We start from the raw sequence: 15,781 nt of genomic DNA on the forward strand, positions 1-15,781 counted from the left end.
TTAAGCCCTAGCCGTTACTCTTCATTTAAGTAGCGGCTAAGGCTGTTTATAATAGGGTGTAAACACTGCTATATGCTGTTATAGCACAAATGTTACTTGATACATAAACCATCAATCATACGTGAGTCTAAGGATATAGACGACGTTTTATTCATCTTTCCAGGCGCTTTGAACCGGCTCAAAGCCCAACACTTTATCAGAAAGTAAGCGTGTTAAGCGGCTGCTACCGCTACCAAGACCGTTGAGTCTGATTTCTGCCATAATCGCTTGTGTTGGTTTGTCTTTGATATTCAAATCATTATAGTAACGACGACCATAAACTGCAAAACCAAAACAGCAATCCTCATAATCAACACCGACTAACGAGTCGAGCATTTTATCACGATTATAATCGTATTGACCTTGCGCCAATACGCGCCAGTTATTATTAATTGGGAAAACCGCTGATGCGGTAAACGCCGATAAAGGTAACTGGTCAGTGTTTTCATCGCGCATACGCTTCACAAAGCCGACGTTAAATAAACTGTTGTCAGATGGCTGATAACGCAGCTCAGTGGTGATATAGTTTAAATCATAGCTATGAGTAAGCGCGCCGCTTACATCGACCCAGACGTTATTATAAGGCTGGGTACTGGTATCCCAAACCAATCCTGAGGAAGAATTCGTCAGCACGGGTTTTTGGTCTTCGAGGGTCACGCGCCCATCATCGATATAAAACTGCTCTGCGATACTACCATCAAAACGTGTCACACCCGTTGCATCGATGTAACGATAATTAATACCGGGTGTAAAGGCATGCAAATCTTGCAAGCGGTCATGACCTAAAAACCAGCTGTCCGAAAACAGTTGCTCGTAGTTGATAGAGGCAATACGGGTATTAAAGTTAGGAATATCGTTTTGGTCTTTATAGGGCGAGTAGGTATATTTTAAGCGTGGACTGAGCAAGCGATAACCGCCTAAAGTATCGTCAAAGGCGCCAAAGGGTGAGCCCGCTTGAGAAAAGTGCAAGCCAGCATCGACACTGACTTGAGGCACAAATACCGATTGGTTGCCGTCATCTTTGCTCAAATCATTGTCCGCCAAACTGTCTTCATCATAAGACGTATACAGATGCTGTAAGCTGAGCTTAGGTTTGATATAGCCCCAAGATTTTTCCATCGGATAAACGGCGCTTAATTTATTATAAAAACGCGTGCCACTTTTTTCATTTTCAGAGCCATCATCGATGGATTTTTTAAAATAAGCCGAGTCACTTACGCCTGTGATATCAAAGCTTTTTGCCCATGGTAGACGATAGTCAAGTTTAAGCTGTGGCAAGCGCGAGTACGGCTTGTCTTTATCTTGTAAAGGCTGTCCACTATTGTTAAATGCATCGAGCGTTTGGAAAGTCTCGACTTTTAATTCACCATTGACATAATCGTTATAATAATTCACCCGCGCACGGCGTGGTAGGTTTAACGTATTGTCTGACAAACCCAAGGTATCGAAGTCGTTGAGATAATCGGCATCTGACACATAGCTATATTTTGCGTCGCCACTTAAGCGCGGAATACTGGTAGATGACCAATAATGATCGTAAAAAAAGCTGCTACGATCTTCGCCATCATATTTTTTATCATTGGGCAAATAAGAGCCGTTAAAAATTCCTTCGCCGTACTCCTCAGTTAGATAACGAAACTCACCGGAGAGCATAGGGTTACGATTGGTATAAACGCGAGTGTTAAGGGTGGCGTCGTAGTTTGGCGCTAAATTAAAATAATAAGGTACGTCAACTTCAAGTCCGCTTTCACTACCGACACTCGCGCTCGGTAATAAAAAGCCGCTGCTGCGTCTATTGTCTATAGGGAAATTAAAATAGGGTAAATAAAATACCGGTACATCAGCAATTTTAAACGTTGTGTTGTAAGCTTCGCCGCGGCCTGTTTCGGTATCTAAATCGATGCTTTTGGCATCAAACTGCCATTTGCGGTTGGTCGGCGGGCAAGTACTAAACATCACTTCATCAAGCTCATACTGCGTCTCGTTAGGGCGGTTTAAGCGCTTGGCATAGCCGTGTGCTTGCAGCTCTACGCTGGCAAAAGCCACATCTTTGGCGGTTGATTGTCCGGTTTCGGTATTGTAGTTTAAGCTGTCGGCGACACCGATAAGACCGCCAGTTGAGGCTTTATCACTGAGGCTAGGTTTACCGTTTTGGACATTAATATTTTGTCCGTTGCCGTTTTGAAATGCGCTATTTTGAAAACGGTTAGCTTTGGCCAAGCCAGTGGCGTTTTTGTTTTGTCCAGTCGCTTGGTCGGTAAACATCACTTTACCCTGTGCGGCCGCCACATTGTTGTTCAAATCGAGTACGATTTTTTCCGCTTCGATATGCTGCGTTCCTTGGTCAACGATGACATTACCAGAAAGCTCGGCATAGTCGACATTGTCGTAATAGCCATAATCCGACTCTGCAAACAGTGGCGCTTGATTATTAGGAATGCCGTTTAAGTTGGGCGCTGGCTGGCCATTAGGTGCGCCCGTTTCATTGATCGCACGTTGGTAATTAGGATTTTTCTTGGGATAAACCCATTGGCCTTCGCAGCGCTGGGCGCTATCGACGCTATTTGGTAGCAGTTTTAAGTCGTTACCTACAGGTTCAATGGTTTGCGCGGCAAAAGAGTTTTGAATATCGCTGTCATTGCTATCTGCTACGTCATCATTGCTATTATTGTGTAACGTAGCGGGATCTGTATCAGGCGTTAATTCATAAAATTCTGCTAAACGTATCAGGCTGTCTTGAATACTTTCGTCATTGACATCAATGCTGCGCTTATTGGATTTGGCTGTGCTGCTGTTATTAACGGGCGCAGTGGTATTGTTTGTTTTAGTAGCGTTGTTGACGGCATTATTATTAACATCAATCCTGTCACTGCTGTCATTAATTGCCGTGATATTTACGTTGTCACTGGTAAATACGTCATCAGTGTTGAAAACAGGCGCAGTTGTTAATTGACTGTTTAACGCTTTATTATTAGCATCAGCAGCGCCATTTTGGGTTTGATTGCCCTTTTCAGTAGAGAGGGTAGACACGGCGGCGGCGTCATTACTATTTTCAGTGATTAGTGGCTCAGTCGTCTGTGCATCAACATTGTTATCGACAGGATTAAGAGCCGCACTGACCGTCAAGCTGGTTAAGCCCAAGGCGCCAAATAAAATCAAACGGATGCTTTGGTAAAGCGGAGAATATAACAAGGGCACACCTATGATTGTAGAGCCTATTGGATTGCGATCGTTAAATGACAGGCTATATTTTAACGTTATTTGATGGCGAATAAACCTGTCATTAAGACGATAATCTCGAAAATCGGAACGTTTTACATATAATGACGACTAATCATAGTCAAAAAAAACCAAATCAGCTACACTATTTACCAAAATTTATAATATAGCGGATGATACAGACCTTTTTACGGCGGCATAGCCAGTAGAGTTTGTCTGCTTAAAGCGGCTGCATTGCTCAGTTGCACGCTCATTATTTTAACAACTATTTGCCCCACATATCACTTATTTATGACTGATATTTAATTTGCGATGCTTTTTATGACGGATAAAACCATGACAGTACCTAGCGTGACTGGTACGCGCCAGCAGCAGTTAGAGCAGTGGCTGCAAGACGTGTTTGCCAACCAAAAATTTATTCTTGATAGTCTGCCGGGTGATGCCAGCGCGCGCCAATATCACCGTATCCAGTTACTTGATAATGACGATGTCGAAACTGAGCGCTATATTGTCATGGATTCGGCTGACGAACAAGACGCGTTGCAGCAGTTTATCAATGTCGCAAAACTGATGGCACCAGCAATCAATGTCCCGACACTCGTCGCTCAAGACGTGGCAAAAGGCTTTTTGGTATTGCAAGATTTTGGTACGGTAGAATTTGCTCATCTGCTGGTCGATGCGCCAGCCGCTCAGGTGAATGACTACTATCAATTAGCGCTGCGCACTTTGGTGGCCTTGCAGGCGGTGCCAGTGGCGACCGCAAAGACGGATCATCAATTACCAGATTATGATGCTGCCCTACTAAACCGTGAGATGGATTTGTTTAGCGAGTGGTTTATTCCTTATATTGGTATAGAGCTTGAGCAAACGCTTTGGGAAAATCTTAAATCGGCTTTAATCGCTGAGATTTTGGCGCAGCCGCAGGTCATCGTCCATCGTGATTATCACAGTCGCAACCTTATGCAAGACCAAGCAGATCATACACGATTGGGCGTGATTGATTTTCAAGATGCGGTGATAGGCGCGTATAGCTATGATTTGGTGTCTTTAGTACGCGATGCTTATGTCGAATGGCCAGAGAGTCAAGTCACAAGCTGGATACAGGACTGCTGGCAATTGCAGAAACAGGCAGGACTGGTAACGGCTGATAATGCAGCGCAGTTTGAAAATGATGTCAATGTCATGGGCGTACAACGGCATTTAAAAGTGCTGGGTATTTTTATCCGCTTGTTTGAGCGTGATGGCAAGAGCCGCTATTTGGCTGATATTCCAAAAGTCATGCGTGACCTGATTTTTGAGCTAGAATGGCTGGCAGAACACGGCAATTCCAATATGCAGCAAGCGGTTACTCCTTTTAATGAATGGCTGCGAGAGTCTATCTTGCCTGCTTATCAACATAAATTTGTGCAACAGTATATCTAAACAGCATGAGCAAAATAAAAGCGATGACAGTATTCATCGCTTTTACTTTGTTTAAAACAGTCAATAATGAATAATAGGCAATCATACAGCCAACAACAAGGAGCGTGTATGTCGGTAATAACGCAAGCGATGATTTTGGCGGCTGGCAAGGGTACGCGCCTGCGTCCGCTCACACTCGAGACGCCAAAGCCTTTGGTGGAAGTAGGCGGGCAGCCACTTATTGTCTGGCATATCAAGGCGCTACAAGCTGCTGGTATTACTGATATCACTATCAATGCTTCATGGCTTGCAGACAAGCTGATGCAGACATTGGGTGATGGTGCAGAGTATGGCGTGACGCTGCATTGGTCGGATGAAAGTGATGAGCCGCTTGAGACCGCTGGTGGCATTTTTAACGCGCTGCAAAACCATAAGCTGCGCGATGAGCCTTTTATCTTAGTCAACTCTGATATTTGGACGACCTATGATTTTGCGCCGTTGCGAGATTACCCGTTAGGCGCTGACCAACGAGCCCACTTATTATTGATTGACAATCCTGACCATAATAATGGCGGCGACTTTGCTATCAATAACGGCTTGGCAAGCGAGCAGCCGATTGCCGATGCGGACAAATATACCTTTGCTGGCATCAGTGTCATCTCACCAAGACTGGTTGATGGGCTGGTAACAGGACAACCAGCAGCCCTTGCGCCACTGCTAAAACAAGCAATGCTAAAGTTCCAAATTACCGCTGAGGTGATTAAAGACAATTGGATAGACGTCGGTACGCCCGAGCGCTTAACACAAATTAATGACTATATAGAAAATCACAGTGTCGATAATCATCGCGGCGCATAAACGGTTTTACGACAGTCAAAGTTAAAGCAAAAAAGCAGCGCTGAATATTTACTATTCAGCGCTGCTTTTTTATGGCGCTAGGTTTTGATAAAAGAGATTTTATACACCCATTGCCAATTTTATTAATCGGGCAATGGTAAAAACAACCAAGAAACCCGCCAAATATAAGCCTATAAACCAAGCCCATTGCGACTGTTTTTTACTGAGTTTTTTCATCACTATCTCCAAACTGCCTTTTAACTCCAAGCTATTTTCTAACTTCAAACTACCTTTCTAATCTAAGCCATTTTTTAATAATCAGTCATCACATATTCATGAGCGGATTAAGCTAAGCGCGGCTACTATCCTTACTAGATAGATAATAGCCGCAGCTTATTTAATACATGTGCTCGTGGTCGGTTTTACCTTTAAAAGTATAATACGCGAAAGCCGTATAGCTTAAGATAATAGGTAACATAATACCGGCGCCGATGAGCATAAAGGAGAGCGAAGTATCAGCCGCTGCTGCTTCATAAATTGTCATTTGATACGGTACGATATATGGGAATATCGCTATACAAACGCCGATATAACCCATCAAAAATAACGCAACGGTCAATAAAAATGGACGATACTCGCGCTCAGTGGTTAAATCTTTACGCATAAAGAAGAATAAGAGCAAGACGATAATTGGCATCGGCGCTAGATATAACAGCCCTGGTAAACTAAACCAGCCTTCCAGCGCTTCGATATCTGAAAAATACATGAATATCGTCACCGCAATCATCGCGACGATTAAAGCGGTGAGCAGCCAACCTGATACTTTGCGTGCCCAGACTTGCAGCGTATGTTCGGTTTTGATAATCAGCCAAGTAGAGCCCAGTAGCGCATAACCAATCAATAGCGCAAAACCGCACATGATAGAAAAGGGCGAGAACCAATCAAAAGGGCCGCCTGTATACAGACGATTGCTGGCCTCTAAGCCTTGAACCAGCGCTCCAAGCATAATACCTTGGGCAAACGTCGCAACGACAGAGCCGATAAAAAAGAAACCATCCCAAACGTAGCGATGGGCGGTGGCTTTAAAACGGAATTCAAATGCCACGCCGCGCATAATTAAGCCAAACAGCATAAAAATGACCGGCAGATAAAGACCGCTCATAATGATGCCGTAAGCGACAGGGAAGGCGGCGAATAAACCACCGCCGCCCAGTACCAGCCAAGTCTCGTTACCATCCCAAAAAGGCGCGATAGAGTTCATCATGCGGCTACGGTTTTTATCAGAGCCTGCAAACGGAAATAAGATGCCGCAGCCCAAATCAAAACCATCTAGTAAGACGTAGATAAAGACTGATAGCGCAATCAAGCCACCCCAGATTAAGGGTAAATCTAATACATCACCATAGTTAAACATTAGCGTAACCCTCCATCATCGACGTCGTCAGCAGGTTCATCCAAACCTTCTTCAGGCCCTTTGGTTTTATCAGCAGCGCGCTTATCACCGCTTAGCGTGCGACCTTGGGCTTCGGTGACAGAGTGATCATAGAAATGATCATCCGACGGATCCTCGTACGGTTTGGGTCCTTGTGCGATGAGGCGCAAAATATAAAAGCTGCCCGCGCCAAATACAAAGGCATATAGCACAATAAAGCCAATCAAGGTTGTTGCCACTTGCTGCGCTGCGATAGGTGACATACTCTCAGCAGTACGAATGACCCCATATATTGTATAAGGTTGACGACCTGTTTCGGTCACAAACCAGCCGGCAAGTAACGCTATAAAGCCAAGCGGCGTCATCATCATCCACGCACGGTGGAAGAGCTTACTCTCAGGATCGAACTGCTGCTTTTTAAAGTACTTATAAATACTAAATAAACCGATGAGCACCATTAACATACCAATACCAACCATGATACGAAATGCCCAAAATACAATCATAACGGGCGGCTGATCTTCTGGTACCCAATTTTTAAGACCTTTGACTTCGCCATCTAGTGAATGGGTGAGAATCAAACCGGAGACGTAAGGAATGCTAAGCTCATAGTTATTGGTTTGGTTCTTTTGGTCCGGTATGGCAAATAGCCGCAATGCCGCACCGCGCTCATCTTCCCAAATCCCTTCCATCGCTGCGACTTTAGCTGGCTGATGCTCAAGAGTGTTTAAGCCATGCTCATCACCGATGAGGACCTGCGCTGGCGCCACAAATATCGCCATAATCATCGCCATGCCGAGCATGACTCGACCATGCTGCCGATGCTCAACGTGCTTTTTGGACTGTAAATAATAAGCGCCAATACCGCCAACCACAAAGGCGGTGGTTAAAAAGGCTGCCGTCATCATATGGGCATAGCGATAAGGGAACGAAGGATTAAAGATAATTTCAATCCAGTTGGTGGGGTATAACAGACCATCAGCGCCCAGCATAAAACCTTGCGGCGTTTGCATAAAGCTGTTGGCGGCCAAAATCCAAAATCCTGAAATCATGGTACCAATGGCAACGATAGCGGTGGAGGCAAAATGCATACGTTTGCTCACCCGTCCCCAACCAAAGAGCATAATCCCTAAGAAGGACGCTTCTAAGAAAAACGCCGTTAAGACTTCAAACGCCAATAATGGGCCTAAGATATTACCAGCTCTGTCGGAGAACACGGCCCAGTTAGTTCCGAACTGATAGGACATGACCACACCCGATACCACGCCCAGTCCGAAGACGACGGCGAAAATCTTGACCCAATGTTTGTATACTTCAACATAAATGGGCTCGCCAGTTCTCAGCCAGCGAAATTCAAGCACGGTTAACCAGCTGGCAAGACCGATAGAAAAAGCGGGGAAGATAATATGCCAGGAAATAACGAAGGCAAACTGAATGCGCGCGAGCATCAACGCATCCATTTGATCAATCATAAATGTAGCGAACATAAACGGTTACCCTTATCTGTTAGCTGAATAGCGTTGGCTTCCATGATACGCGCAAGTAACTGTCCGTAACCGTCCATCAATCAGGGCGCTTATTATTACGGGCAATCGCTAAATATTAGTTAGCGGCAAATGTAATTAAGATAAAAATTTAACTAAAATAGCGTTCATTACCCTTATGTTTTATTCATTACCGTAGGGTAAGACTCAAAAACTTTAGGGCCGACTATTTAGCCAAAGTAAATAATTCATATCCTTATAAACTATTAAATATTCATCAAATGATCGTTTTATTCATATTAAACGTTTTAGTATTATGCGCTTCACCTTACGCACACGCAAGTTGCACAAGTGTGCTATCACACACCTATGCGTTCATAAACCACTTACAATATTAGCCAATAATCTTTGAAATAATAGTCATTGTTTAACTATTGTTATCAATAGATACCAAACAGTAATATAAAAAAACAAATTTTAATAATAAGAATTCAAAGCTTTTTATATAGGTGAAATTTAGTTTGTATCTTGCTCCTGTAATTGTTGATGCAAAATACGGCGTAAGGTCAAAATGGTTTGCGGGTTTTCTTGGATGCTATGACCGCCGTTAATAACCGTCTCTGACGCTGCACCATCGAGGTGAGCGCTGGTGTAGGGCACGATACCATCTGACAGCTGCTCGGTGAGTGCTTGCCCAATCTCGCCATCGACTGTCACGGCGGCGACCAGCGGTTGACCTGGCAACTCATCACTATCCGTTAACAGCGCATTGCTGTCATCGACATCGATAACGTCCTCTGTATTGTCATTTTCTGCTATCTCCTCAGACAAATCGAGCTTTGCTCCAGCAGGCTGCATTTCTGCCAAACCTCGGGTGATATCGGCATCGTTATTGGCGATGATTGAATGATAGGTGATACGGTCGTTGATACGGATATCTTTGGTTAATTGAATAAAAGACGATTTGTCACTTAATTGACTGGCGCCATTTTGTAAATATAGCGCGCCGAGCGGGTTCTGGGCCAAATCGCCTTGGATGGCCAAGGCTGCTAAGTTATCGGTCACCGTTTTTACCAAACCAACGGGCAGATACACGATGCGGCGTAGCGCGCGCGTGAACCAGCGGTCGGCATAATCGGTACCGCGAAACGGCGACGATAAAAATACCGCCGTATCTACTTGTGGCAAAGTTTTAAGCTCAAAACGCTCTTTTAGCTGCTCTTTGCCCGCAGACTGCTTGATCGCCTCACGTATTTGACGTTTCTCATTCATCGACAGCGCATTCTGGTCGTCAAGTCGGTCCAAATCATCGAGCAAGTTTTCGTCAGACAGCATCATACGCGCAATGATGCCGCCCATACTATGGCTGATAATGACGCTGTTTTTACTGGCGATATTTTGCCCCGTAGGGTCGGTTTTCTCATAAGCGGTATTGATGAGCTTTTGGATTTGATAGCGATTTTCTAAAATAGGCAAGTTGGTCGGATAAAAAATCTGCCAAACTTGATAGTTATTACGCAGTTTGTCATCATTAAAAATATCGTTGGTTAAATTGACCCACGTCGCTGGGCTTGAGGCCAAACCGTGCAGCATGATGATGACGCGCTTATCAGCATCATAAGGTTCGAGCATAAAGAGCTTGGGTAAACTGGTTTCTTTTTTACGGGTAATCAGGTTTAGATAACCGACGCCATCGAGCTGGTTTTCTGCCAACCATAAGCCGTAACCTGCTGAAAAGTTTGCCGCCAGTGGATAGTCGTCACCTAAGATATTGGCGCTCTCGCTGCGGTAAGGGTTGTATAAATGAATATCAAGCTGTTTGCTGCTCAGGGTATCAAGCACGCTATTGCCCATCGGCTTAATCAGCCCGGTCATTAGTAAATGTCCAGTCGGATAAATCCGCGTACTGGCATCATCACTGTCCAAGCTATCCTTTGAGCGCTCCTTCGAGCTTTCGTTTATATCGCTGGCTGTTCGACGAGGGCTTTCTTGATGCAGTCTGCCCGTCCTATCTGCTAACGACGAGATTAATAATTGACGAATGGTAGTGGTATAGCGGTCGTCCAATGAAGCTACCAAGCTGATACCCAGACCTGGGCGCTTACTAATAGAGTTTAGTCCAGAGAGGCGTAGCTCATAGGTCGAGACCAAATCGGTTAGGGCAGCGGTTTGTTGGTTGGCATTTTTGAGGTAGTTATTTTCGTTGGGCAAATAGACATTGAGATTGTAATCGTCTATGTGCATTTTCATGACTTTGATTTGGTCAGTTGGTCGCCCCTTGACGGCCGTGCGATTGGCAATTACTGCTCGCTCGCTGCTAGTGGCAGTACTTGCGGACGTCGGTAAGTATTCTACCTTGGTATTACCCATCATTTTACCGCCACCATCAGCCGTTTGATAGAGCTGGGTAATCACATCGTTACTGGCGGCGTTATATATGTCTTGGGTTTGGATATCCATCTCACTTGGAATACGACTTTGCGCGTGTGAGCGTCTGGTTTCTTTATCCGCACCTTCAAAATCATGCTCTAAGCTGTCATAAAATAAGTACGTATAACTGGTTTTAATGGCATCAAATAAACGTTCTTGATAGCCAATCAAGCAGCTATCGGTTCTTTTTTGCTGCGCCTTGGCATCAGTGTCGCTTAAAGGCGCGTTGGCATAATAAGGGTCAAGTGGCGGGCGGGCGAGGGCATTGCGGCAGTCTTTAGATTCGCCAAGCTGGCGCGCTTTAGCGTAGTGTAATTCAGCAAATACTGCCAAAGCTGGGCGATAATGTTCATTTAGCATGCTGTCGGTAAGCTGCGTTAGGCAGAGGTTAAACTGCTGCATACACGCTTGCTCATTAAGCCCGGCTGACAATAGGACTGAGGCAGTATCGCTACTCAATTTGTTATCGGTGACAATATTGCCGCGCTGGGCGGCGATAGTCTTTTCTGAGGGCTGTTTATTGACGGAGACGGTGCTACAGGCAGGTAATATTGCCATGGCGGCGACCACTGCGAGTAGAGCAAAAGGCGTCTTGTTTTTACGCTTGTACTTGTACTTATACTTATGTTCTAGCGACGGCATATCGTTGGCAAGGTCAGCAAATATCATAGGTCATTCCAGTAATAAGTATCAGCAACGCATCATAAATAAGTGATAAATACCACCTTTATATAGCAGCATGAGTGTAACGTAAGTCGAGCTATTCAACTATTGTAGTTGTTATCTTATAGTCATCTATCTTATATTCATATAGCACGAAATACTATCGAAAAGATGGATAGGCAATGCTTAACAAAACCCACTTAGATATTTCTAAATTAAGCACAAAAAAGCGCGCTCACATTATTAATCATAATTGCAGCGCGCTTTTTACAGCTCTTTAGAAATCGGTGTGAGCTATCATTTTACCAAATAGCTAACACTTTACGTTTCCATCACAAAGAATTAAGTGCTTGGTTTGATATTAATATCTGGGGCAGGGATATCCCAAATATAGAATTTACCGTCCTCGATCAGCTTAATTTGTTGACGAATAATAGCGTTGTCAGGGTTTTGTTGTGCCAAGCGGCGTAAACGCTCTAACGCCTTATCACGGCGATCACTTAACAAGTCAGATTGCGCAAGACTCTGCTCAGCTTCGGTGTAACCAAGAGTGACGGCTTTATCAAGATATTTTTGACCTTCTTTAAAACCGCCACCTTCTGAGAGCATCATGCCATAGATAAAATTGGCCTCGCCGCTATTTGGTTTAAGTTTAATGGCGCGATCGATATATTGTCCGCCACGTACCGTGTATTCTGAGCCTAAATCTAAGTTGCGTCCCATGCCATTGAGTTTGGCGGCGCGAACTAAGACATCGTACGAGGCATTTGGCGCTTTGGCATACGGCTCAATCCATTCAGTCAAGACTTTGATTTTTTCACGGGCGTTGTGGCGCTGGGTGCGGTTCGGGAAGTTTGGTGGATAATGGCGCGCATTTGGTGAGACTTCTTTGATAAAGTCATCGAGTAAGCTGACGTCCAGTTTATCAGTGCCAAGTCCTTGCTGCTGCGGTATGAGCACGGTAGGGACAAAGCTGATATCTGAAATACTCACTTGCGGGGCTGGAATGTTTGGCAGCTGACCACTGCGTAAATCAATCCCCGTCGCAGTGATAGGACCACGCTCATAAACGCGCGTCGTACCGGTCAACTCGGACGTGTCTGGTGTTGGTACGGCTGGTGGTTGGGCAGCATTTTGCGCAGTATTTAAAGGCGCACGGTTTGGTTGGACAATAGCCTGCTGGACATTGCCTTGCTGCGTATTAGGGGCTTGATTATTAGCTGATTGCGCTATGTTAGTTGGTTGGACGGTATTCTGCTCAACATTGTTTTGAGCGCCAGTCTCAACTCCAACATTGGCTTGAGCATCAGTTGGCGCCGTGCTAATCGTTGCATTTGGCTTGGCTAGGCGAATGATACGTTTACTAGAATCGATAGCGCTAGGTACTGCTGTGCTGCTCGTAGCGGGCGCTGCGGCGGTATTCGCTTCTTCAGCTGCATTTGCCGGCGCTGATAGCAGCATGGCACAAGCGGCAGCGAGTGCCGTTAGAGTCGCAAGCCTAGGCGCTTTACTAGAGTGCGATGCTTTATTAGAAATAGGGGTTTGGCTGATGGCTTTCATAAAAATAATTACCTTTTAATCGTTGTCGTTTATCAGTTATTGTAGTTACTGACTTGTTATCTATTCATCCATTGATTGATCGTTAGGTTTTGGCATTCCGTAAAATCGTACAAATTTTTCATACCCTAGCAAATTAATCTGACTGCTAACAGTAGTAGGATTGTTAAAAGCACAGAATAATGCCGTCTGTAGCCACTAAAAAAAGGATGTAGCTTAGTAGTGCTTTGCGTATTATAGATGATAAACGCTTATAAATGATAAGCCGTGGCCTTCATGCGATTGGCCATCCAGCGCATTGTGTGGCGTACCAGTGGCGACAAGGCTGCGCCGCCATTGGCGAGTGCCAACTCGCGATGATGTAATTCTTCAATATCCATTTGCGCCAGTATTTCTCTTGAGCGTTGATCTTGCGGTGGCAATTGACCGATATGGTCTTGCAAATGCTCACTAACTTGCGCTTCGGTTTCGGCGACAAAGCCCAAACTGAACTCGTTAGAAATCGCCCCTGCTACCGCGCCAAGCCCAAATGACATGCTGTACCATAAAGGCGTAAAAATACTAGGATGGCTGCCAAGCTCATCTAAGCGAACCTCGCACCAAACTAGGTGATCGACTTCTTCTTCAGCAGATTGCTGCATGGCTTGCTTGACGTTATCGTTTTTTGCGGCAAACGCTTGCCCGTGATATAGCCCTTGGGCACAGACTTCGCCCGTATGATTGATACGCATCAAGCCTGCGACATGACGCGCTTCGTTGATACTTAGCTCAGGAATCTCATCACTGCTAACAGGCAGCGGGCGAGTGCTAGGATTTGAATGCGGTACAACCGCTCGCAATGCTTTATCTACGCCAAGTAATAGCTGGTCAATTTTTGATAAGGAACGCTGCGCCATGATTCACTCCTGATGGCTGTATGAATTATAAATAGAACTTATGATGAATAGGTTTAAGCTATTTAATAGGCCACTAAACCTATCAGACAACACTTATCGAACCACTATAACAAACAATAGACAATCTCGGCAGCGAAATTATTGGCTTGCCGATTCATATTGCGTTTGACGCTAGTCGTATCGATTTTTCTCGTCATCATGAGTTTGGATAACGGCGTGTTTGATGTGTTTATTAAGCTTAAGATATAAAAATATACCAAAGATAATATTTAATAAGCCGGTGACTAAAAACAGTTGCGGCAAATTTAGACCCAGCGCATTTAATACCACAATCGAGAAAATCGCCGAACACACCATAAAAATGGCATTAAAGATATTATTGGCACCGACGATACGCGCGCGATGGCTTTTTGGCGCATAAGCCTGCATAGAGGCGTATAAAGGCACGATATATAAACCGCCGCTAAAGCCCAAAAAGAACAAGTCGGCAAACACGCGCCAGCTACCGCTCATACCCCATAAATCACTGATACCAAATAAGGTAGCCGAGCTGACACTGAGTTTGAGCCCTGACAAAGAAAAATATAAATCAATGGCAAAAATGCTAAGACCTGCAATGCCAAAGGGCAGTAAGCGCAAGCTGACTTGGTTTTTGGTCAAGGATTTGCACAGTAGCGAGCCGATCGACACCCCAACTGAAAATAGCGTTAATAAGAAAATCACCACGGATTCATCGCCATGCAAAATGACTTTGCTAAATTCTGGTGTTTGGGTCAAAAACGTCGCGCCATAAAACCAAAACCAGCTATTACCAAGAATGACAAAGAATAAAAAAGGCAACGAGTATAAATAACGCACCGTCGCCATACTGGTGGTAAAGATATTCCAATTAATCTTCAAATCAGGCTGCATCGCTGGCATGGTGGGAATAAAACGGGCGGCAAAATAGCCTATCGCCGCAACAAAAAGCACCGTCACACTTATCCAAAATAGCGGCTGGGTAATTTGGGTCAATACCCCAGCGATAATCATACCAAGCAAAATGGCAAGCGAGGTGCCCATTTGGAACAGACCATTGGCACCGACCAGCTCATTTTCCCTCATCGCTTGTGGCAAGTACGCATACTTAATCGGCCCAAAAAACGTCGATTGCGTGCCCATCAAAAACAGCGCCACAAATAACAGCGCGTACCATTCAAAGACAAAGCCGACAGCAGCGATAATCATAATGCCTATCTCAAGCAATTTAATTAAGCGTGTCAGTTTTGATTTTTCAAACTTATCAGCAATTTGCCCTGCCAATGCCGAAAATAAAAAGTACGGCAAAATAAACAACATCGCCGCCAAGTTATTTAAAATACTGACTTCCATGCCCAATTGGCTGGCAGCAGTATAGGTCAGCACCAGTATCAGTGCTTGCTTAAAAATATTGTCATTAAAAGCACCCAAAAATTGGGTAAAAAACATGGCATTAAACCGGCGATGCTTAAATAATTGAAACTGATTGGCCATGAAAATTCCTACAGGTGGGTCGCGGCTAATAAAGGAGAAAACAAACTTTTACGCAGTGATTGGCAGATAAACAATTATCAATACTATCAAAAACTTATCGAAATATAGCATAGGTTTTATCGATATTACGCCGTATAATAGCAAGGCTTTGGTAAAAATACATGCGCACAGTGCTATGATTTGAGAATTAACTAAGTTATGATTTGTAAATTTTAGCCGTCCAAACCTTTAATTTCAGCGAACTGCTCTACGTTTATTCACCGGTAAGACGAGGCGATTGCCATCGACCGTCACTTGTGCCGCGTGAGGTG

At 44.5% G+C, this 15,781-nt stretch carries 9 protein-coding genes; 2 read left to right on the plus strand and 7 right to left on the minus strand.

The features are described 5' to 3' along the window. Positions 1 to 147 precede the first annotated feature (147 nt). Complete coding sequence (locus IQ457_RS05865; protein WP_200662439.1) at positions 148 to 3,231, minus strand: LPS-assembly protein LptD; 3,084 nt, start codon at positions 3,229 to 3,231, stop codon at positions 148 to 150. Between the two features lie 339 nt (positions 3,232 to 3,570). Between IQ457_RS05865 and IQ457_RS05870 the strand changes: the two genes are divergently transcribed. Together IQ457_RS05870 and murU are read left to right on the plus strand one after the other, a co-directional pair. Then, positions 3,571 to 4,680, plus strand: coding sequence for a phosphotransferase (locus tag IQ457_RS05870; RefSeq protein WP_200662440.1), 1,110 nt, complete (start codon positions 3,571 to 3,573; stop codon positions 4,678 to 4,680). 108 nt (positions 4,681 to 4,788) lie between these two features. Then, a complete protein-coding gene (gene murU, locus IQ457_RS05875) occupies positions 4,789 to 5,517 on the plus strand; it encodes an N-acetylmuramate alpha-1-phosphate uridylyltransferase MurU (protein WP_200662441.1) in 729 nt (242 codons plus the stop codon). A 376-nt stretch (positions 5,518 to 5,893) separates the two neighbouring features. Here murU and cydB read toward each other — a convergent pair whose 3' ends face one another. From cydB to IQ457_RS05905, 6 genes are all read right to left on the minus strand, one after another. Continuing rightward, positions 5,894 to 6,910, minus strand: a complete 1,017-nt coding sequence (cydB, locus tag IQ457_RS05880) for a cytochrome d ubiquinol oxidase subunit II (protein WP_144296532.1) — start codon at positions 6,908 to 6,910, stop codon at positions 5,894 to 5,896. Further along, positions 6,910 to 8,400, minus strand: coding sequence for a cytochrome ubiquinol oxidase subunit I (locus tag IQ457_RS05885; RefSeq protein WP_446737532.1), 1,491 nt, complete (start codon positions 8,398 to 8,400; stop codon positions 6,910 to 6,912). The genes cydB and IQ457_RS05885 overlap by 1 nt, the downstream gene beginning before the upstream one ends. 528 nt (positions 8,401 to 8,928) lie before the next feature. Beyond that, on the minus strand, positions 8,929 to 11,511 hold the full coding sequence (locus IQ457_RS05890) for an esterase/lipase family protein (protein ID WP_200662443.1): 2,583 nt from the start codon (positions 11,509 to 11,511) through the stop codon (positions 8,929 to 8,931). 336 nt (positions 11,512 to 11,847) lie between these two features. Beyond that, positions 11,848 to 13,065: a tetratricopeptide repeat protein gene (locus IQ457_RS05895; RefSeq protein WP_200662444.1), complete on the minus strand. Its 1,218-nt coding sequence runs from the start codon at positions 13,063 to 13,065 to the stop codon at positions 11,848 to 11,850. A 248-nt stretch (positions 13,066 to 13,313) separates the two neighbouring features. Beyond that, a complete protein-coding gene (gene coq7 / locus IQ457_RS05900; RefSeq protein WP_200662445.1) occupies positions 13,314 to 13,958 on the minus strand; it encodes a 2-polyprenyl-3-methyl-6-methoxy-1,4-benzoquinone monooxygenase in 645 nt (214 codons plus the stop codon). Between the two features lie 171 nt (positions 13,959 to 14,129). Next, positions 14,130 to 15,470 (minus strand): MFS transporter, encoded by a 1,341-nt coding sequence (locus tag IQ457_RS05905; RefSeq protein ID WP_200662446.1) that lies wholly within the window; start codon positions 15,468 to 15,470, stop codon positions 14,130 to 14,132. Positions 15,471 to 15,781: the final 311 nt, after the last annotated feature.

Source organism: Psychrobacter sp. M9-54-1, from assembly GCF_016613355.1.
In the GTDB taxonomy this organism is placed as follows: domain Bacteria; phylum Pseudomonadota; class Gammaproteobacteria; order Pseudomonadales; family Moraxellaceae; genus Psychrobacter; species Psychrobacter faecalis.